The organism is Nocardia sp. NPDC005745 (assembly GCF_040630775.1).
GTDB lineage: Bacteria > Actinomycetota > Actinomycetes > Mycobacteriales > Mycobacteriaceae > Nocardia.
The window spans coordinates 43,947-66,112 of sequence record NZ_JBEXYF010000039.1; the positions used below are offsets into that span (position 1 = coordinate 43,947).

Annotated in this window: 8 protein-coding genes; all 8 read left to right on the forward strand. The window is 70.6% G+C overall.

The features are described from left to right. Positions 1-33: 33 nt before the first annotated feature. The 8 genes from ABZ420_RS30515 (at position 34) to ABZ420_RS30550 (ending at position 22,096) form a co-directional block, all read left to right on the forward strand. Complete coding sequence (locus ABZ420_RS30515) at positions 34-1,206, forward strand: histidine kinase (RefSeq protein ID WP_357129924.1); 1,173 nt, start codon at positions 34-36, stop codon at positions 1,204-1,206. 136 nt (positions 1,207-1,342) lie between these two features. Further along, a complete protein-coding gene (locus ABZ420_RS30520; protein WP_043698749.1) occupies positions 1,343-2,002 on the forward strand; it encodes a response regulator transcription factor in 660 nt (219 codons plus the stop codon). Positions 2,003-2,094: 92 nt separating this feature from the next. Next, positions 2,095-2,577: an FxsA family protein gene (locus tag ABZ420_RS30525; RefSeq protein WP_357129928.1), complete on the forward strand. Its 483-nt coding sequence runs from the start codon at positions 2,095-2,097 to the stop codon at positions 2,575-2,577. Between the two features lie 57 nt (positions 2,578-2,634). After that, positions 2,635-2,880: a hypothetical protein gene (locus tag ABZ420_RS30530; RefSeq protein WP_357129931.1), complete on the forward strand. Its 246-nt coding sequence runs from the start codon at positions 2,635-2,637 to the stop codon at positions 2,878-2,880. A gap of 40 nt (positions 2,881-2,920) precedes the next feature. Then, the gene (locus ABZ420_RS30535) at positions 2,921-4,519 is read left to right on the forward strand and encodes an amidohydrolase family protein (protein WP_357129934.1); all 1,599 of its coding nucleotides are present in this window, start codon (positions 2,921-2,923) and stop codon (positions 4,517-4,519) included. Between the two features lie 915 nt (positions 4,520-5,434). Continuing rightward, positions 5,435-7,084: an apolipoprotein N-acyltransferase gene (gene lnt / locus ABZ420_RS30540; protein ID WP_357129970.1), complete on the forward strand. Its 1,650-nt coding sequence runs from the start codon at positions 5,435-5,437 to the stop codon at positions 7,082-7,084. 379 nt (positions 7,085-7,463) lie between these two features. After that, a complete protein-coding gene (locus tag ABZ420_RS30545; protein ID WP_357129937.1) occupies positions 7,464-21,107 on the forward strand; it encodes an amino acid adenylation domain-containing protein in 13,644 nt (4,547 codons plus the stop codon). Further along, positions 21,104-22,096, forward strand: coding sequence for an ATP-binding cassette domain-containing protein (locus ABZ420_RS30550; RefSeq protein ID WP_357129940.1), 993 nt, complete (start codon positions 21,104-21,106; stop codon positions 22,094-22,096). The genes ABZ420_RS30545 and ABZ420_RS30550 overlap by 4 nt, the downstream gene beginning before the upstream one ends. Positions 22,097-22,166: the final 70 nt, after the last annotated feature.

The window sequence follows — 22,166 nt, forward strand, 5'->3', positions numbered from 1 at the left end:
TGCCTTCCAGTCGGGCGCATCTAGGCTGATCGCGTGCGTCGTTTCAGTCTGTGGCTCCGGGGCAAGCCCGTCGTGGCCGATTCGGTGCTCGCGGCGGTCTTCGTGCTGCTCGAGATCATCGGCGTGGGTAACGCGCACAACAAACTCGCCTACCTGGCCATCGGGGTGCTGCTCCCGCTGCCGCTGACCCTGCGCCGGGTATACCCCCGGGCCATGGCGGCCATCACCTTGGCACTGTCGTTGACGGCGACGCTGGTGGGCTTCCTGTCCGAGGACGACGCCGACCACATCGCGATGCTGTCGCACGGCATCATGCTCTACACCCTGGTCGCCTACGTCGGCCGGCGGGACGGACTGTGGTACGGGCTCGGCCTGGCGGTGGATCTCGCGCTCTCGATCGTGGCGATCGGGAAACCCTCCGGCTCCGACAGCGTGTTCACCATCATGTTCTACGCCCTGTGCTGGACGCTCGCGGAGTTCATCGGCGCGCGGCACGCCTACGACGCCGAGGTGGCGGCCCGGCTCGCGGTCGCCGACTACGACCGCGAGCGTCGCGCGCACGACGCCGTCGCGGCCGAACGCACCCGCATCGCGCGGGAACTGCACGATGTGGTGGCCCACGCGGTGAGCGTGATCATCGTGCAGGCCGACGGCGCGAGATACGCGCTGCGCCGCGACCCGGACGCCGCCGAACAGGCGCTCTCCACCATCGCGGGCACCGGCCGCGAAGCACTGCGCGAACTGCGCAGAACCGTGGCTCTGCTGCGCACCGAACACGCTCCCGACCAGTTGCCCCAGCACGGCACCGCGGGCATCGCCAAGGTCGTGGAGATGATGCGGGGCACCGGTCTGGCCGTGGAACTCGAGCTGACCGGCGAACTCGACGACATCGCCCCCGAGGTCAGCCTCGGCGTGCATCGCATCGTGCAGGAATCGCTGACCAACACGCTGCGGCATGCCGGGCCGCACCCGAAGGCGTGGGTGCGGGTCCGCCGCACCGACGCCGACGTGCTGATCGACGTCACCGACACCGGCGGGGTCCCGCTGCACGAATCGGGCACACGCATCGAGGGCAGCGGGCTCGGCTTGGTCGGGATGCGCGAACGCGTCGCCGTGCTCGGCGGCAGTCTGGAAGTGGGCCGCGACGCCGACGGAGCCTGGCGCGTGCACGCCGGCATCCCGCTGCGACCTGTCGCTGCGGAGTGAGCCGGGCCACCGGATTCTTCCGCGACGTGTAAAGCGCTGCACCGCAGAGGGTTTCGTCCCCCACGGCCGGGTGCGCGCGAGCCGTCACGGCACAGGTCGCCCGGCGCGCCGGAGCGGTCACGTTACATTGGGCAACGTGCCGATCACCGTGCTCGTCGTCGATGACCAGGAACTCATGCGGATGGGATTGAAGATGGTGCTCGGCGCGCACCCCGACATCGAAGTGATCGGCGAGGCGGCCAACGGCGCCGCCGCGGTCGCCAGAGCGGCGGAACTGCGCCCCGATGTGGTGCTGATGGACGTGCGGATGCCGGTGGTGGACGGGGTCGTCGCCACCACCCGCATCGTGGAGGCAGGGCACGGCAGCCGGGTGCTGGTGATGACGACCTTCGACCTCGACGAGCACGCGCTCGGCGCGCTTCGGGCGGGGGCGAGCGGATTCCTGTTGAAGGACACCCCGCCGGAGGATCTCGTCTCGGCCATCCGCAGCGTCGCCGCCGGTGACGCGGTGGTCTCGCCCAAGGTCACCAAACGTCTGCTGGACCGGCTCATCGCGGAGAACCCGGCACGGACCCGCGACCCGGGCGTGCTCGACGTGCTCACCGCCCGCGAGCGCGAGGTGCTCGAGCAGATCGCGGCCGGACGCTCCAACGCCGAGATCGCCGAACAGTTGTACCTGTCGGAGGCGACGGTCAAGACACACGTCGGCCGGGTGCTCACCAAACTCGGTCTGCGCGACCGGGTTCAGGCGGTCGTGCTGGCCTACGAGACGGGGCTGGTGCGGCCGGGCGGCTGATGCGAGGCGGATCTCAGCGCCTTATCAGGCGGATCGGGGAGAAAAACCCGGGTGCGGAACGTTGACCGGGTAGATCGTCCGAAAGGATCGCCATGCCCGCCCTGTTGTTCGTGCTGTACGTCGTCGTCGAAGTCGCCGCCCTGGTCGCGGTCGGTCAGCTGATCGGCGTGCTGCCGACCATCCTGGTGCTGATCGCCGGATCGGCCGCGGGCCTGCTGCTGGTCGGCTCCCAGGGGCGGCGGGTGTTCGAGCAGTTCCGCCGGGCCGCGCGGGGGGAAGTGGCGCCAGGGACCGCCGTGGCCGACGGCGCCCTGGTCGCGGCGGGCGGGGTGCTGATGTTCGTGCCCGGCCTGGTCACCTCGCTGTTCGGCCTGCTCCTGCTGCTGCCTCCCACACGAGTCCTGGTGCGCCCCCTCGTGCTGGCCTTCGCCGCTCGCCGCTTCCGCAGGCTCGTCGCGGCCGCGCCCTATCGCGGCGTGGTCGTCGACGGAGGCGAAGTGGTCGACGGCGCCGTCATGGGGCAGTGGTACGACGATGGCCAGGGCAACGCACGCCGCGCGATCACCTCGGCCTGAGCGTCGGAGTCGGCGTACCCGGTTCCCTGTCGCGCCGCGAAGGGCTATCGTGGCGCGATGGCCACCGAGCAACTCACCGTAACGGTGAGCGAGGAGCTGGCTGCCGCGGTCAAACGAGCGGCGGCCGCTGCGGGACAGTCGATTTCCGGATTCACGGCCGCGGCGCTGCGGCTGGAGCTGATCGCCGTGGAGGCGGGCTGCCTGCCCCCGGCAACCGGCGGTGCGCCGCCGGAATACGCGGAAGTGATGGCGGTGCTGGCGCAGCCGGAGGATCTGGCGCGCCACCCCCTGCTGAACGGCTGACCGAAACCGCCGGATCGGGCATACGGCAGACTGGTGCCTCGTGAGTACCCAGTTGCTGATCGGCGGTCGTTTCTACAGTGCCAGTTCACCCGACGCCACGGCGATGGCGGTGAGTGACGGCACCGTCGTCTGGCTGGGCGCCGAGCAACCGGGTCGCGCGCTGCACCCGGAGGCCGAGATCGTCGACCTCGACGGTGCCTTCGTCGCGCCCGCGTTCGTCGATCCGCACGTGCACGTCACCGCGCTGGGCCTGAAACTGACCGGGCTCGACCTCTCGGCCACCCGGTCGCTAGAGCACTGCCTGCGGTTGCTGCGCGAGTTCGCCGAGGCGCACCCCGACGGCGCGATCCTGGGCGACGGCTGGGACGAGACCGCCTGGCCGGAGGGACGGCCGCCCACCGTCGAGGAACTCGACACGGCGGCGGGTGCGGGCAGGCACGTCTACCTCTCGCGGGTGGACGCGCACTCCGCGGTGGCGTCCTCGGCGTTGCTGGACGCGCTGCCCGAACTGCCCGCGACCGACGGATTCACCCGTGGCGAGCCCGTGCGCGCCGCAGCCCATCACGCGGTGCGCGCCGCCGCGCTCGCGAATCTCACCCGGGCGCAACGGGATCGAGCGCGCGCCGCGGCACTCGACCATGCCGCCGCACGCGGTGTCGTCGCGGTCCACGAGTGCGCGGGTCCGGAGATCGCGGGCCGCGCCGACGTGCGCGAACTGCTCGAATTCGAACACGGCGTCCAGGTCCGGGCCTATTGGGGCGAGGCGGTGGGCAGCGCCGAGCAGGCCCGTGCCCTGATCGACGAACTCGGGGTGCACGCCCTCGGCGGTGACCTGTTCGTCGACGGCTCCCTCGGTTCGCACACCGCATGGCTGCGTGCCCCTTATTCCGACGAATCCGGCTGCGGCCGAAGCTATCTCGACGCCGAGGCGATCGCCGCCCACGTCCGCGCCTGCACCGTCGCCGGTATCCAGGCCGGATTCCACGCGATCGGCGACGCCGCCATGGACGCCGTCCTCGCCGGTGTCGAACGGGTGGTCGCCGAACTCGGCGTCCCGGCGGTCGCGGCGCTCGGGCATCGCGTCGAACACGCCGAGCTCGTCGACGGCGAGCACATCGCCCGCCTGGCGCGCTGGGGTGTGATCGCCAGTGTGCAACCGGGATTCGACGCCGCGTGGGGTGGGCCGGAGGGCATGTACGCCGCGCGGCTGGGCGCCGAGCGCGCCGCGGCATTGAACCCGTTCGCCGCCATGGCCTCCGCGGGCGTAGCCCTGGCGATCGGCTCCGACGCCCCGGTCACCGCGCTCGACCCGTGGGCGGCGGTGCGTGCCGCGGCCGCTCACCGCACCCCCGGCCACGGCCTGTCCCCGCGCGCCGCGTTCGCAGCGGCCACCCGCGGCGCTTGGCGCGCGGGCGGCGTCCGCGACGGAGTGGCGGGCACCCTGGTACCCGGCGCGCCCGCTTCCTACGCGATCTGGGATACCGGTGAACTCGTCGTCGCCGCGGCCGCCGATTCGGTACAGCGCTGGTCCACCGACCCGCGGTCGCGCGTGCCGGGGTTGCCCGCGCTCGAACCGGACGCACCGCTGCCCACGTGCCTGCGTACCGTGCACCGAGGAGTGACGATCCATGCGCGATGAGTGGGTGGTCGCGGAGCCCGCCACGGCTCCCGGCCATTCGGTGGTCGGCCTCCGGGTACGTGAACTCGGCCGGGCATTCGTAGATCGCTTTCCCGCCACCAGCACCGGGTCGGCCGGACGGCGGACGCCGTATCTCCAACCGACAACCGCAGGGCAGCCGAGCTCCGCGGCGGAGCATGGCTCGCGGACAGTCGCAGGCGGAGTCCTGGCGGAGTGCGTTCGCCCGGCTGCGGTAACCGAGTTTCTCGGGCCTGATTGCCCAACAACGGGAGGCCCACGCTCGGTTACCCGGCGGCACTCGGATCGCCACGTGTCCGCCGAGGGGCGATACCGCACCGGTACGAGGGCGGCCGTGGCACTGAGTGCCAAGACCGGTGCGCGGAACCGCAGCGGTGCGAGCGCGGACGGGATTGCGAAGCGGCGGCCTCGCGCGGCCCAGCGGCGTGGTCGCCCGGCGTGCATTCAAGCCACCGGTTCGCTGGTCTCGAGCGGCAATCGCCGGTTTGTCCGGGGGAGTTCGACCACGGAGCCGGCCTCGTGGCAGCAGCTGTTAACGATCCGATCGCGGGCGACGATTCTCAGGTGGACGTCCGATTACTCGGATACGGTCGTGGCTCGCGGTCATATGCGCCGTGCCCGGGTCGAGCCGGTCGTGCGGCGCGAGATCGCCGCCGGCTCGACTCGGTCCGATCGGTGCGCCGAGGGCCACCCGTGCGGGCAGCTCGTGGCGGCCTTGGCTTTTCGTGTGACGAACGCCACATCGGCTTGCCGCTCGGGATTCGCCGAGCGGCAGTCCTTCGGTGCGGTGGATCCGGCGTCGCTCCGGTCGTTACCACGGCGGTCGGCGCCTGACCGGCGGTCGCCGGTCCGATGGCGGGCAGTGGCCGAGTGATGGTGCGAGAGCGAGTGCTCGGGATGGGGCGGCAGGTGTCCGCGGTGTTACGCGGGTATCCGGTGACGGCGCGCTCGGTGGCGGCGATCGTCGCGGGACTGCTGTTGTTCGGCAGTTTTCCGCCCAGGCCGTGGTGGTTTCTCGCACCGCTCGGCGTCGCGATACTCACCCTCGTCGTACGCGGCGCCGGTCGGCTGCGGGCGGGCTTCGGCTACGGATTCCTGGCCGGACTGGCGTTTTTCGTGCCGCTGCTACCGTGGACCGGCATTTACGTCGGGCCGCTGCCGTGGCTGGCGCTGTCCCTCGTCTGCGCGCTGTACCTGGGCGTCTTCGGTCTGCTCGGCCGGCTCGTCGGTACGTTGCCCGGCTGGCCGCTGTTGGTGGCATCGGCATGGACGGCGGCCGAATGGGGCAGATCCAGCTTCCCGTTCGGCGGGTTTCCGTGGGGGCGTTTGGCGTTCGGCCAAGCCGACGGTTGGTTCCTGTCGCTGGCAGCGGTCGGTGGCGCCCCGCTGCTCGGGTTCGCGGTGGCGCTCACCGGAACCGCTACGGCGGCGTTGGTCGGCCTGCTCCAGTACTCGCTTACCCCCGAAGACGGGCGCGAAACCGGCGCTGACGAGACCGGTCCGCTCGGACCGCGCGCCGTGCGCGGGCCCGCGACCCGACTCGGATACGCCGCGGTGATTTTCACCTTGCTCGTCATGCCGCTCATCGGTTTGCTGCTGCGGTCCGCGCTGCCCGATCCGGACGTCGGCGTCCGAACGGTCACGGTCGCGGCGATCCAGGGCAGCGTGCCGCGCCTGGGGCTGGACTTCAACGCGCAACGTCGGGCCGTGCTGGACAACCACGTCCGGCGCACCGAAGAACTGGCCGACGAGGTGGCGGCAGGCCGCGCCCCGCGCCCCGATGTGGTGATCTGGCCGGAGAACTCCTCCGACATCGATCCGCTGCGCAATGCCGACGCCGCCGCCCTGATCACCGCGGCCTCCGAGCGGATCGGCGCGCCCATCCTGGTCGGTGCCGTGCTGATCAACCAGGACCGGACGACGACCAACTCGGTGATGGTGTGGAACGGCGCGGCGGGCCCGGGTGAGCGCCACGACAAGAAGATCATCCAGCCCTTCGGGGAATATCTACCGATGCGGAGTTTTTTCCGGCTTTTCTCCGAATACGCCGATCGTGCCGGATATTTCGTACCGGGAAATGGTGACGGAGTTGTGCACGCGGCGGGTATCGACATCGGTGTCGCGACGTGCTATGAAGTGGCCTTCGACCGGTCGTTCGAGGACGCGCTGCGCGCAGGTGCGCAGTTGCTCACCGTGCCGACGAACAACGCGACCTTCGGCGACAGCGAGATGACTTATCAGCAACTGGCCATGTCTCGCATCCGTGCCGTCGAGCACGGCCGAGCGCTGGTCGTCGCGGCCACCTCGGGGGTGAGCGCCATTATCAGCGCCGACGGCACTATCCGGCAGGAAACCGCGTTATTCGTGCCCGCCGCTTTGGTCGCGGAGCTTCCGTTGCGTGACGACACCACTCTCGCAACGCGAATAGGGCCTGCGCCGGAGCGGATTTTCGTTATTCTGACGGCTGCCGCCGCGCTGGCCGCGGTCGCTCGGCGGCGAGCTGCGCGCAGGGCCCGGCCGACGCCCGGTCTCGTCGGCGAACGCTAAATTTTTCCCCGCCGACCGGACGTTATCCGAACATTCGGTATGTTCTTGCCCCCGTTGTCCCGGAAGTGAAGGTGCGTAATTAAGTTGCGCACTGTTCGCCAGGCAACGTAGGCGCTCGCCGGGGTACCATCGAACGGTCTGGTCAGGGCCCGTTTTGCTTCGGATCGACCTAGTTGAGTCGCAATGTTTGCGGAAATGTAACCAACCAAAGTGGCCTTCTGCCAAGGACGTTGGATGTGACACAAATCCAAAACGTCGGCAATCCGGTTGATGCGACGCTCCGAATCATAGGGCGTGGATCACGTCCTACAGCTGGCGCGCGCGCTTGCTGGGGTGGTGCTCGGGGAGTTGCGTCAACAGCGGCAGAACGGAGTGATTGATGAGTTCATTGGCCACGGATCGCGTCGACCAATGTTCATCCGGCGAATTCTCTGCACAACCGTTTGCTCTGTCACCCGCACAGACTGCCCTCTGGTACGCGCAGCGCATTCGCCCCGACGTACCGTTGACGATCTCCCAGTACGTCGAGATACACGGCGACTTGGACGAGGGGCGGTTGCTGTACGCGATCGAGCGATTCGGTGCGGAGACCCAGGTGGGTCAAGTTCGCATGGTGGAGATAGATGGCACTCCGTATCAGATCGTGGATCCGGTGCACCGGCCGGGCTGGGTCCGCATCGACCTGCGTGGCGAGGCCGATCCGTACGCGGCGGCGCTGCGCTGGATGCACGAGCACACGAGTTCACCCATCGACCTGGAACGCGACCCGCTGACCTCCAACGCGGTTCTGCGGATCGGAGACTCCGACTACCTCTGGTACTCGTTCGCCCATCACATCGTCATCGACGGCTACGGCGCGATGAACGCGCTCACCCGCACGGCGGAGATCTACACCGCGCTGGAGAATCGGACCGAGCCGGTCGCGTCCCGGGCGAGCTCCCTGGCCGAGATCTACGCCGACGAGGCGCGCTACCACGACTCCAGCCGTTTCCAGAACGATCGCGAGTACTGGCTCGGGCAGCTGTCGGGCGTGGGCGAGCCGGTGAGCCTCGGTGGCGCCCGCCTCGGCACCACCACCCATGACGCGGGCCGCAGGCTGGCCACCGCCGTGCTGGACGACGACCACCATGCCGCGATCGAGGCGGCGACCAGCGCGTGGAACACCACCGACTCGGCGGTGTTCGTCGCCGCGCTGGCCGCGTATGTGCGGTCGGTGACGGGCAACTCGGACGTGGTCCTGAGCCTGCCGGTCTCGGCGCGCACCACGGTGTCGCTGCGCCGCTCGGCGGGCGTGATCTCCAACGTCGTGCCGATCCGGCTGCGATTCGACGAGGCGACCACGATCGGCGGCCTGGTGAAGGCGGCCGAGTTGCAGATCACCGGCGCCTTACGCCATCAGCGCTACCGCCACGACGACATCCGGCGCGACAGCGGCTACTCCCGCGACGCGCGCGGATTCTTCGGCCCGATGGTCAACCTGATGCTGTTCCACGACGAACTGCGTTTCGGCAGCCTGGTCGGTTCCATGCACGTGCTGGCCACCGGCCCGGTGGAGGACCTCTCGGTCAACGTCTACAACGGCGCGGGCGGCCGCCTGCACGTCGACTTCGAAGCCAACCCCCGCCTCTACGGCGAGGCCGAAGTGAGCGTGCACCATGCGCGCTACCTGGACTTCCTCGGCCGGTTCCTGGCCGCCGATCCGCTGTCGGCCGCCGAGTCCCTCGGCGCGATCACGCACGCCGAGCGGGAACAGGTCCTGCACGGCTGGAACGCCACCACGGCGCCCCGGCAAGACGGCACGCTCGCGAGCCTCTTCGCCGAGCGCGTCGCGGCGGACCCGGACGCGGTCGCGCTCGAATTCGGTGACGAGGCGCTGACCTACGCCGAACTCGACGCGCGCGCCAACCGCCTGGCCAGGCTGCTGATCGCGCGCGGCGCCGGACCCGATACGACGGTCGGTCTGTGCCTGCGCCGCAGCCTCGACCTGGTGGTCGGCATGTACGCCATCGTCAAGGCGGGAGCGGCGTACCTGCCGCTGGACACCGAGCATCCGGCCGAGCGGATCGGGCAGATCGTGCGTCAAGCCGAACCGCTGTGCGTGCTCACGGCGGCCCGCGACGATGTCGAACTGCCCGCGACCGTCACCCGGCTGGAGATCGACACCGCCCGGGTCTCCGGATTCGACGAGGCGCCGATCACCGACGCCGACCGCAAGGGCACACTGCGTCCCGATCACCTCGCCTACGTCATCTTCACCTCGGGATCCACCGGAAAACCCAAGGGCGTGGGGGTAACTCATGCCGCGATCGTCAACCGGCTGCGCTGGATGCAGCACGAGTATCCGCTCGCCCCCGGTGACGCGGTGCTACAGAAGACCCCGGCCACATTCGACGTCTCGGTGTGGGAGTTCTTCTGGCCCTTACAGATCGGCGCTCGATTGGTGATCGCCGCCCCGGACGGGCACCGCGACCCGGCGTACCTCGCCCGGATCATCTCCGAAAAACGTATCACGACAGCGCATTTCGTGCCGTCCATGCTATCGGTGTTCGTCACCGAGGCCGATCTGAGCGGCTGCGCCTGCCTGCATCGGGTGTTCTGCAGCGGTGAGGCGCTGCCCGCCGCCACCGTGCGGGAGTTCTACGCGGCGCTACCGGCCGCCGAACTGCACAATCTGTACGGCCCGACCGAGGCCGCCGTGGACGTCACCTACTGGGCGTGCCCGCCCGACGCGAGTGTCGTGCCGATCGGCTCGCCGGTGTGGAACACCGAGACCTATGTGCTGGACGACCGGTTGCAGCCCGTCCCGCCCGGCGTGGTCGGCGAACTGTATCTCGCCGGAGTCCAGCTGGCCCGCGGCTACCTGAGGCAACCGTGGCTGACCGCGGACCGCTTCGTGGCCGATCCGTTCACCCCGGGCGCCAGGATGTACCGCACCGGTGACCTGGCGCGCTGGCAGATCGGCCGCTCCGGCGGCGAGCCCGGTGTGCTGGAATACTTGGGCCGCAGCGACTTCCAGGTCAAGATCCGTGGTCTGCGCATCGAGCTCGGCGAGATCGAGGCCGCACTGCTCGACGACGCGAAGGTGGCTCGCGCGGTGTGCGTTGCGCACACCGGACGCACCGGTGACGAGCTGGTCGCCTACGTGGTCGCGGCGAAGCACGAGGACGACGACGCTCCGCTGGACACGGCGGCGCTGCTGACCGCGCTGCGGCACACGCTGCCCGGGTACATGGTGCCCTCCGCGCTGATGGAACTCGACGAGCTGCCGCTGAGCGCCAACGGCAAGATCGATCGCAAAGCGCTGCCCGCTCCCGCGCCGAGCGTGCGGTCGATCCGGCCGATCGCCGAGCCGCGCACCGAGGTGGAGCGGGTCCTCGCGGGCATCTTCGCCGAGGTGCTCGACACCGAGGTCGGCGTCGAGGACAACTTCTTCGATCTGGGCGGCAACTCGCTCATCGCCGCGCGGGCGGTGTCCAGGATCAACGCCGCGCTCGGCACCGCGCTGACCATCCGGGATCTGTTCGAGGCCGCGACGATCGACGCGCTCACCCGTCGCTTCGCCACGCAGACCGCCGACGTCTCCTCGCCGCGGCTGGCGCCCGCCGAACGACCGGAGCGGATCCCGCTGTCGCAGGCACAGCAGCGGCTGTGGATCCTGAACCGGTTCTCCGAGCATGCCGCCGCGTACAACATGCCGCTGGCGGTGGCGGTGGAGGGACCGCTGGATGTGGCCGCACTGCGGGCGGGTCTGGTGGACGTCATCGAACGGCACGAGAGTCTGCGCACCACCTTCCCGGAGTCGCCGGACGGGCCCTACCAGCTGATCCACCCGGCCGAGGCGATCCCGCTGACGCTCGACCCGATCGATGCGGCCGAATCCGATGTGGCGGAGCTGGCGACCGAATTCGCCGGGTACGGCTTCGATCTGCGCCGCCAGGCCCCGATCCGGGTGGCGCTCTACCGCACCGGTCCGCAGCGGCACGTCTTCCTCATCGTGTTGCATCACATCTGCGGTGACGGGTGGTCCATCGCACCGCTGGCCAAGGATTTGATGACGGCGGTGGCCGCGCGCGCGAACGGTGTCGCGCCACAGTGGACGCAACTGCCGGTGCAGTATGCCGATTTCGCGCTCTGGCAGCGCGAACTGCTCGGCGACGAGTCGGACCCGGGCAGCGCGCTCAGCAGGCAGCTCACCCACTGGCGCTCGGCGCTGGCCGGCCTGCCCGAGCAGCTCGACCTGCCGCTGGATCGCCCGCGCCCGCTACGCAGATCGACCGTCGGCGGCCGGGTCGAGTTCGCCATCCCGGCCGAGATCCGCCGGGGCGCGATCGAACTCGCGGCCAGCCGGGGCGTGAGCATGTTCATGGTGCTGCACGCGGCGCTGGGGACGTTGCTGTCGCGGCTGTGCGCGAGCGATGACATCGCGATCGGCACCCCGATCGCGGGCCGCTCCGATCCGGCGCTCGACGACCTGGTCGGCATGTTCGTCAACACCCTCGTCCTGCGCACCGCGGTCGACCCGGCGGTCGGATTCGACCGCATGCTCGACGTGGTCCGCGAGACCGATCTCAACGCCTTCGCCAACGCCGACGTGCCGTTCGAGCGGCTTGTCGAGGTGGTCAACCCGGAGCGTTCCCCGTCGCGGCACCCGTTGTTCCAGGTGATGCTGTCCTACGACCACGCGCCGGACCTGCGGATCGATCTGCCCGGGGTGCGCGCCGAAGTGTTGCCGATCGCTTCGGACGTCGCCAAGTTCGATCTGCAGCTGGTCGTCCACGACGACTCGGGCGACGGCCCGCTGTCGGCCGAATTCGGTTACACCACCGACGTTTTCGACCAATCCACGGTGCAGTCGTTCGCCCGCCGGTTCATCGCGGTGCTGGCGGGCGGCGTGGCGGCCCCTGAGCTTCCGGTGGGCGACCTGCCGATCCTGGACCGCAGGGAAACCGAGAACCTCGTGCCCATCGCGGGCGCGCCGGCCGAGCCGCCGATCACCTTGGCCACCTTGCTCGCCGCCACCGCGCGCCGGCTGCCGGACGCGGTGGCGGTGCGCTACCTCGGCGCCGACACCACCTACCGCGAACTCGACGAGCGCTCGAACACGCTGGCGCGCGCCCTCATCCAGCACGGCGCCGGGCCCGAGACGGTCGTCGCGATCGCGCTGCCGCGCGGTCTCGACGCGATCACCGCGATCTGGGCCGTCGCCAAAACCGGTGCGGCCTACGTGCCCGTCGACCCGAACTACCCGAGTGAGCGCATCGCGCACATGATCGGTGACTCCGGAGCGATGCTCGGCCTGACCGACCCCGATTGCCTGGCGGCTCTGCCCGCGTGGCCCGCGCGCGGCAAGCACCGCAAGGGTCAGGCCGACTGGCTGGTCCTGGGCTCCGGCGAACTGACCGCAGAGTCGTCGGGCCGCCCGGCGGACCCGATCACCGACGACGAGCGCCACCACCCGATGCGGGTGAGTCATCCGGCCTACCTCATCTACACCTCCGGGTCCACCGGCATGCCGAAAGCGGTCGTGGTGACCCACGCGGGCATCGCGTCCCTCGCCGCCGAGCAGAACTACCTGTTCGGCATCTCGGACGCGGCACGTACGCTGCACTTCTCCTCGCCCAGTTTCGACGCCTCGGTGCTGGAGATGCTGCTCGGCTTCGCCGCCGGCGCCACGATGGTGATCGCCCCCTCGGGCATGTACGGCGGCGCCGAACTGGCCACACTGCTGCGCGATGAGCGGGTCACCCACGCCTTCGTCACTCCCGCCGCGCTGGCCACCGTGCCGAACGAGGGGCTCGACGAGCTGGAGACGGTCATCGTCGGCGGTGACGCCTGCTCGGAGGAACTCGTCGAGACCTGGACCGCCGGGCATCGCATGCACAACATGTACGGTCCCTCGGAGGCCACCGTCGCGGCGACCGCGAGCGGGCCGATGGAGCCGGGCCGCCCGGTGCCGCTCGGTTCGCCCGTCCGCGGCATGCGACTGTTCGTGCTGGACAATCGTTTGCACCCGGTGCCGCCGGGCACGCCGGGCGAGCTGTATGTGTCCGGTCCCGGCGTCGCCCGCGGCTACCACGGACGTTTCACCCTGACCGCGCAGCGGTTCGTGGCCAACCCGCACGGCAGGCGCGGGGAGCGGATGTACCGCACCGGCGATCTGGTCGTCGTGGAGCGGACAGGGCAGCTGCGGTTCCTCGGACGCGCGGACGACCAGATCAAGATCCGCGGCTTCCGCATCGAACTGCGCGAGATCGACAACGTGCTGCGCCTGCATCCAGGCATCCGGTTCGCGCTCACCGTGGTGCACACCGACGAGCAAGGTCAGGTACGGCTGGCGTCGTATGTCACGGCCGACCGGCCGGTCGAGACGCGGGCCGTGCTGGAGACCGCGCGCAGGCAGCTGCCCGGCTACATGGTGCCCGCCTCGGTGGCGGTGCTCGACGCGATCCCGGTCACCCCCGCGGGCAAGCTGGATCGAAAGGCGTTGCCCGCGCCGGTGTTCGCGGCAGCGGGAACCTCCCGCCCGCCGAGCACCGCGCTGGAGCTGGGCGTGGCAGGCGTGTTCGGCGGGGTGCTCGGACGCCCGGTCCTCGGAGCCGAGGACAGCTTCTTCGATCTCGGCGGCAACTCGCTGCTGGCCACCCGTCTCGCCGCCGCGCTGCACGCGGAGTTCGGTGTGGAGCTGCCGGTGCGGTCGATCTTCGAGGCGCCCACGGTCGCCGGGATCGCCGGGCAACTGGATCGAGCGCCCCGGACGCAGCGGCCGGCGCTGGCGGTGCGGACACCGCGTCCGGGACGTATCCCATTGTCGCTGCCGCAGCAGCGTTTGTGGTTCCTCAACCGATTCGCGCCCGAATCGAGTGCCTACAACATCGCTTTCGTGATCCGCGTCGCCGGTGATCTCGACGTGCCCGCACTGCGCGAAGCGCTCGCCGATGTGCTGCGGCGGCACGAGGTGCTGCGCACCGTCTTCCCGGAGGACGCCGAAGGTGCCCAGCAGGTGGTCCTGCCGGTCGAGCGCGCACTGCCGGAGGTGGCGGTCACCGATATCGACGACTCCGGCGCGAAGGCCGCGCTGGAAGCGCTGGCGCACACCGGTTTCGACCTCACCGGTGAGCCGCCCCTGCGGCTGTCGCTGCTGCGCACCTCGCCCGAGCGCTACCTGCTCGGTGTCGTGCTGCACCACATCGCGGCCGACGGCTGGTCGCTCGGCCCGCTGACCGGGGACCTGGCCGCCGCCTATGCGGCACGGCACGAGGGCGAGGCGCCGTCGTGGACGCCGCTTCCGGTGCAGTACGCCGACTTCGGACTCTGGCAGCGTGCCTGCCTCGGTGAGGAGGGCGATCCGGACAGCGCCGCGGCGACCCAACTGGAGTACTGGCGCACCGCGCTGGCCGACCTCCCCGATCAGCTGCCGCTGCCGTATGACCGGCCGCGGCCCGCTGAGCCGACCCAGCAGGCCGGGACGGTGCGTTTCACGGTGCCGGAACAGGTGCAGCGCGAACTCGCCGCGCTTGCCCGCGAGCGTGGCGTCAGCAAGTTCATGGTGCTGCGTTCGGCATTCGCGGTGCTGTTGCGCTGCGTGACCGGTGGTCGCGACATCGTGATCGGCACACCGGTGGCGGGGCGCACCGACACCAAGCTCGACCGGTTGGTCGGCATGTTCGTGAACACGTTGGTGCTGCGCTCCGACGTGGATCCGGACCGCAGCTTCACCGACCTGCTGCGCGCGGATCGGGACACCGAGCTGGCCGCGCTGGCGCATGCCGACATCCCGTTCGAGCGCATCGTGGACGAATTCGGCGCCGAGGCCCGCTCCTCGGGCAGGCACCCGCTGTTCCAGGTCGCATTGAGCGTGCAGGACGGTCCGGCGCCGACGCTGGAACTGCCCGGTCTCGCGCTGCGCGCGGAGCCGCTGGACATCGCGTCCGCGAAGTTCGATCTGGAGCTGCGCGTCGCGAACGACACCGGCCGACCGGGGTCCATCGCGGGCGAGGCGGACAGCGTTTTCGAATTCGTCTACGCCGCCGAGCTTTTCGACGCGATGACGATCGAGACGCTGGCGGACCGATTCTTGCGCGTGCTCACCGCCGTCACCGGCGACCCGCGCGTGCTGATCCGCGACGTCGACGCGCGCACCGACCATGAGCGCCGCACCCTCGCCCCCGCGCGGGGCGGCCGGGCGGCCCCGCCGTGCACGCTGGCCGAGTACTTCACCGCGACCGCGCAGCGGTATCCACACCACACGGCGCTGTGCGCGGGCACGACGTCACTCACCTATGCCGAGCTCGACCGGCGCTCGAATCGCCTGGCGCGCGCGCTGATCGCGCGCGGACTCGGGCCGGGGACGCGGGTGGCGCTCGGGCTCATCCGCTCGATCGACTCGGTGGTGGCGATGCTGGCGGCGGCGAAGTCCGGCGCGGCGTTCGTCCCGGTCGACCCGAAGTACCCCGCCGACCGCATCCGGCACATGCTCGCCGACTCCGGTTGCGCGACCGGCGTCGCGATCACCGCGCATGTGGAGCACCTGCGCGAGGGCGCCCCGGCGGGGCGCGACATCGAGTGGTTGCTGCTGGACCGCCCCGAGTTCGCCGCCGAACTCGAAGGCCACGACGACGCCCCGATCCATGACCGCGAGCGTTCGCGCAACATCCAGGTGGCCGATCTGGCCTATCTGATCTACACCTCGGGGTCGACCGGAACGCCGAAGGGCGTCGCGGTGACCCACAGCGGTCTGGCCAACCTGGCCGACGAGATCCGCGACCGCGTCGGCGTCGACGAGCATTCCCGCACACTGCACTTCGCGACGCCGAGTTTCGACGCGGCGATCCTGGACCTGCTGATCGCACTGGGGGCGGGCGCGGCGATGGTGATCTGCCCGACCGACATCTACGGCGGTGACGAGCTGGCCGCGCTGATGGAACGCGAGCGCGTCTCGCACGGCTTCATGACCCCGGCCGCACTGGCCACGATCGACCACGAACGCTGGCCGCTGCCGCATATGCGGGCGCTCATGGTCGGCGGCGAGGCGGTGGCGCCGGACCTGGTGGCGCGGTGGGCGCCGGGACGGGTGATGTGCGATGTGTACGGGCCCACCGAGACCACGGTGGTCATCACCATCTCCGGCCCGATGCGCGTCGGTGCTCCGATCACCATCGGCACCCTGGTGCGGGGCGCCCGGGCATCGGTGCTCGACGAGCGGCTGCGCCCGGTACCGGTCGGCGTCCCCGGCGAGTTGTACCTCTCGGGGCATGGCGTCGCGCGCGGGTACTTCGACCGATTCGGCCTCACCGCGACACGTTTCGTGGCCGATCCGCACGGCCCCGCCGGCGCCAGGATGTACCGGACCGGCGACGTGGTGCGCTGGAACGCCTCGGGCGAGCTGGTCTACCTCGGGCGCAGCGACCATCAGGTGAAGCTGCGCGGTTTCCGTGTCGAACTCGGCGAGATCACCGCCGTGCTCGGCGAACACCCGTCGGTGCGATTCGCGCACACCGAGGTGCGCCGCATCGCGGGCGCCGACCGGATCATCGCCTTCGTCCAGCCCGCCGACCGCGCGGCCGGGGTGGACACCGAAGCGCTGCGCGCCTTCGTCGCGCACAGGCTGCCCACCCACATGGTGCCCTCCGGTGTCACCGTGCTGGACACCATCCCGCTCACCCCCGTCGGGAAGCTGGACGTCAGCGCACTGCCCGAACCGCAGTCGGTCGGCGATTCGACCGGTCGTGCGCCCCGGACCGACGCGGAGCGCTTGGTCGCCGCCGTGATGGGCGAGTTGATCGGGGCCGAGGGCGTGCACGCCGACGACAACTTCTTCGACATCGGCGGCAACTCGTTGCTGGCGACCCAGCTCGTCGCGCGGCTGGCCGCCGCGACGAACGTGCGGCTCGCCGTGCGCGCCGTGTTCGCCACGCCGACGGTCGCCGGACTCGCCGAGCTGCTGGACACGGGTGCCGCGTCCGACGCGGACCGCCCCGCGCTGGTGCGCAGGGAGCGCCCGGAGCGCATACCGCTGTCGGCCGCGCAGCGGCGGCTGTGGTTCCTCAACAGGTTCAACGCGGGCGGGTCGAGCGGGGGACAGTCGGCGGGCGCCTACAACGTCCCGCTCGTGCTGCGCATGACCGGCGATCTGGATGTCGGCGCGCTGGTCTCGGCGCTGCGTGCGGTACAGGTCAGGCACGAAACCCTGCGCACGGTGTTCCCGGAGACCGACGGCGCACCCGCCCAGGTCGTGCTCGACCCGGCCGAGGCGGCGCTCCCGCTGGCGCGGATGACCGCGCGTCCCGAGGAGATCGAGACCGCCGTACGGCGTTTCGTCGCACCGGGATTCGATCTGGCCACCACCGTGCCGATCCGCGCGGCGCTGATCTCGGTGCCGAACAGCGCCGACGAACCGGCGCAGCATGTTCTCGTCGTGGTCGTGCACCACATCGCGATGGACGGCTGGTCGCTCGAGCCGATGGCCGCCGACGTCGCGGTGGCCTATCGCGCGGCCTGCGGCGGCGGCGCGCCGGACTTGCCGGAGCCGGAGGTGCAGTACGCCGACTACACACTGTGGCAGCAGGACGTGCTCGGCAGCGAGGACGACCCGGACTCGGCGGTGAGGGCGCAGCTGGCCTATTGGCGGCAGGCCCTGGACGGCATCCCCGAGTTGCTGACCGTGCCCGCCGACCGCCCGCGACCGCCCGCTCCGTCCTACCGGGGCGGCACCGTGGAGTGCGCGGTGGACCCGGTCACCCACCGCGAGTTGCAGACGATCGCGGGCAGCAACAACGTCAGCCTGTTCATGGTCCTGCACGCCGCGCTCGCGGTGCTGCTGCACCGGATGACCACCACCGACGACATCACCGTCGGCACCCCGATCGCGGGCCGCGGTCATCCCGCGCTGGACCGGCTGGTCGGCATGTTCGTCAACACGCTCGTGCTGCGCACGCGGATCGACCCGGGCGCCCGGTTCACCGACTTGCTGCACGCGGTGCGCGAAACCGACCTGGACGCCTTCGCCCACGCGGACCTGCCGTTCGAGCGTCTGGTGGAGGTGCTCAATCCAGCCAGGTCCCAGGCGCACCATCCGATGTTCCAGGTGATGCTCTCGGTCCGCAACGAGCCGGTCGTCGGACTGGACCTGCCGGGGATGCGCATCGAGGCCGCCGACATCGACACCGGGATCGCGAAGTTCGATCTCCAGTTCACCCTGACCGAAACACAGACCGCGCACCGCGATCCGGCCGGCATCACGGTGTCGGTGAACTACGCGCGAGATCTGTTCGACGAGCCGACCGCCCAGCGGCTCGGCAAGCGCCTCGCCCGGCTGCTCGCCGCGATCGCCGCGAACCCGACCACCGCGGTGGGCGATCTGGAGCTGCTCGATCCCGCCGAGTGGTCGGGGCTGGCTCCGGTACGCGGAGGGAAACCGGACCGGCCGATCACCTTCCCCGAGGTCTTCGAGCAGGCCGCGAGCGTCGATCGCGCCGCCGTCGCCCTGGTCTCCGACGGCACCGAGGTGACCTACGACGCCCTGGATCGCTGGACCAACCGGCTGGCGCGGGTGCTCATCGCCCGTGGCGTCGGCCCGGAAACCCTGGTGGCACTGGGTATCCCGCGATCGATCGAGTCGGTGGCGACGGTGCTCGCGGTGGCCAAGGCCGGGGCGGCGTTCGTCCCGGTCGACCCGTTGTACCCGCAGCAGCGCATCACGCACATGCTGTCGGATTCCGGTGCGGCGCTGGGTATCACGCTGGCGGGTTACCGCGGCGAGCTGCCCGAGGGCACGGAGTGGATCGTGCTCGACGATCCGGCCTTCCGCGCGCGGGTGCTCGACGCGCCGGACGTGCCGATCGCCGACACCGAGCGCCTCGCTCCACTGCGAATCGACAACCCGGCGTACGTGATCTACACCTCCGGCTCCACCGGCACACCGAAGGGCGTGATGGTCACGCACGGCGGATTGTCGAACTTCGCCGCCGAGACCGCCCACCGGTTCGACGTCCAGCCGGGATGCCGCGTGCTGCACTTCGCCACCCCGAGTTTCGACGCCGCGATGCTCGATCTGCTGCTGTCCCTCGGCGGCGCTGCGACCCTGGTGATCACGCCCGGCGGCGTGGTCGGCGGCGACGATCTGCGCCAGGTGTTCGCCGCGGAACGAATCACCCACGCGTTCATCACCACCTCCGCCCTCGGCACGGTCGACCCCACCGGGCTGCGCGAGTTGCAGCACGTGCTGGTCGGCGGTGAAGCGTTGCCGCCGGACCTGGTGACCAGGTGGGCGCCCGGCCGCAGCCTGTACAACGTCTACGGCCCCACCGAGACCACCATCGTCACGGTCATCTCCCAGCCGATGACTCCTGGCGAGCCGATCACCATCGGCGGACCCATCCGTGGCGTGAACGCGGCGATCCTGGACGCGCGACTGCATCCGGCTCCGCTCGGGGTGACCGGTGAACTGCACCTGGCCGGTGACGCGCTGGCCCGCGGCTACCTGAACCGTCCGGGATTGACCGCCCAGCGGTTCGTCGCCAATCCGTTCGGCAAGCCGGGCGAGCGGATGTACCGTACCGGCGATCTGGTGCGCTGGTGGGCCGGGTCGCGCGACCACGGGGCGGCGGTGGATGCCGCGCCGGAGATCGAGTACGTCGGCCGCACCGACCATCAGGTCAAGATCCGCGGCTTCCGCATCGAACTGGGCGAGGTCGACGCCGCGCTCGCTCGCCATGGCGCGGTGGCGTTCTCGACCACCATCGGGCATCGCACCCCGGCCGGCGCGACGGCGCTGGTGTCGTATGTGAAGGCGCGCGACGGCGTGACGCTCACCGCGGCCGAGTTGACCGGGCACCTGACCGGATTGGTGCCGAACTACATGGTCCCGCAGTCGATCATGTTGCTCGACGAGGTGCCGCTCAGCCCGGTGGGCAAGCTGGATCGCGCGAAGCTGCCGGAGCCGGTGTTCACCGCGGGCGAGGGCTACCGCGCACCGTCCACCCCCGCGGAGGAGGCGCTGTGCGCGGCCTTCGCCGAGGTACTCGGTGTGGAGTCGGTGGGCGTCGACGACGGCTTCTTCGAACTCGGCGGCAACTCGCTGCTGGCCACGAAAGTGGTCGCGCACGTGCGAGAGACGGGCATCGATCTGCCGGTGCAGTTGATGTTCGGCGACGCGACGCCCGCGGCGATCGCGGCGCGGCTGGACGGTGCGGACGCGTCCTCGGGCAGCGCGGTGGCGGCGATGCTCGCGCCGGTGCTGCCGATCCGGCCGAGCACCGCGGCGAGTCAGGCGCCGCTGTTCTGCGTGCATCCGGCGATCGGATTGGCATGGTGCTACTCGGGGTTGCTCGCGCACCTCCCCGCGGACCGGCCGGTCTACGGCTTGCAGGCTCCGCACGTCGCGGGGGAGGACAGCTACGAGTCGATCGCCGAGGCCGCGGGTCACTACGTGGCCGCGATCAAGCAGATCCAACCGGAGGGCCCCTACCACTTGCTCGGCTGGTCGCTCGGCGGGCTGATCGCCCACGAGATGGCGGTGCAGCTGCAAGAGGCGGGCGAGGAGGTCGCCTTGCTGTCGATGATGGACAGCTACCGGCTGTCCGACGAATTGCTCGCGCACGCGACCCCGAGCGTCGCCGAGATCGTCGGAGAATTCGGCAACGACGACCTCGATGGCGAGATCGATCCGGACATGAGCCTGCGGGACGCGGCCGAACTGCTGCGCGCCCGGTCCGGGCCGTTCGCGGCGCTGACCGTGGAGCATCTGGAGCGGCTCTACGCGGGCTACGAGAACGGCACCGTGCTCGCGCACAGCTTCCGGCCCCGGCCGTTCGACGGCGATTTGCTGTTCTTCACCGCGGGTGACGACCCGGTCAACCGGAACGACCCCGACCGGCGCGCCGACGCCTGGCAGCCGCACGTCACCGGTGCCGTCCATGACCACGAGCTGCGCTGCGCGCACTCCGCGATGACCACCCCGGACGCGCTGGCGGTGATCGGGCCGGTGCTGCGCAGGTGGCTGGAGACGAAGGAGACGCCCAGGTGAGCTTCGCGGTGGAGGTAACCGGCCTGGTGAAGAACTACGGCCGGGTCCGGGTGCTGGACGAGGTCGACCTACGAATCCCCACCGGCACCGTGATGGGCCTGCTCGGCCCGAACGGCGCGGGTAAGACGACGACCGTGCGGATCGTCACCACGCTGCTGAAACCGTCCGGCGGGTCGGTGCGGGTAGCGGGCATCGACGTGCTGCGCGATCCCGCGGCGGCGCGCAAACGGATCGGCCTGTCCGGCCAGTACGCCGCCGTCGACGGCAACCTGTCCGGCTACGAGAACCTGCGCATGGTGGCCCGGCTGTACGGGATGTCCCCGCGCCAGGCGTCGGCCCGGGCCACCGAACTGCTCGGCGTCCTCGGGCTCGACTACGCCGCGCACCGCAGGGCCGGAACCTACTCCGGTGGCATGGCCCGGCGGCTCGATCTCGCCGGTGCGCTGGTCGCCCGGCCCGCCGTGGTGGTGCTGGACGAGCCGACCACCGGTCTGGACCCGCGCGGCAGGCTGGACATGTGGCGGGTGATCGGCGAGCTCGTCGACGACGGGACCACGGTGCTGCTCACCACGCAGTATCTCGAAGAGGCCGACCTGCTGGCCGACCGCATCACCGTCATCGACCACGGGCGGGTCATCGCCCGCGGCTCGGCCGACGAGCTGAAGACCTCGATCGGTGGCGACCGCCTCACCGTCACCCTGGCCGCCGGGCAGGCCGCCGAGCCCGCGCTGGTCGTACTGGCGCAGATCGGCGTCGGCGAGCCCGCCCACGAGGCGGGCACCGACGAGGTATCGGTGGTGGTCGGCGACGGTTCACGCACCATGGTGGAGGCACTGCGCAGGCTCGACGACGCGGGTGTCTGCGTGGTCGACGCGAACGTGCACCGGCCGAGCCTCGACGACGTATTCCTTTCCCTCACCGGCAAACCGGGAAGCGCGCCCGCCACGGAACCGGAGACCGACGACGTACAAGAGGAGATCATGTCGTGAGCACGGCAATGGTGGGGGAGGCCACCCCGAAGGCGGAGCCGGAGCCGAGAAACACGGCCGCGCAGCCGAA

Bases quoted from the DNA above. Each gene is read 5' to 3' on its own strand.
- ABZ420_RS30525 (WP_357129928.1), top strand. From the start codon at position 2,095: ATGCCCGCCCTGTTGTTCGTGCTGTACGTCGTCGTCGAAGTCGCCGCC.
- ABZ420_RS30530 (WP_357129931.1), top strand. From the start codon at position 2,635: ATGGCCACCGAGCAACTCACCGTAACGGTGAGCGAGGAGCTGGCTGCC.
- lnt (WP_357129970.1), top strand. From the start codon at position 5,435: ATGGGGCGGCAGGTGTCCGCGGTGTTACGCGGGTATCCGGTGACGGCG.
- ABZ420_RS30545 (WP_357129937.1), top strand. From the start codon at position 7,464: ATGAGTTCATTGGCCACGGATCGCGTCGACCAATGTTCATCCGGCGAA.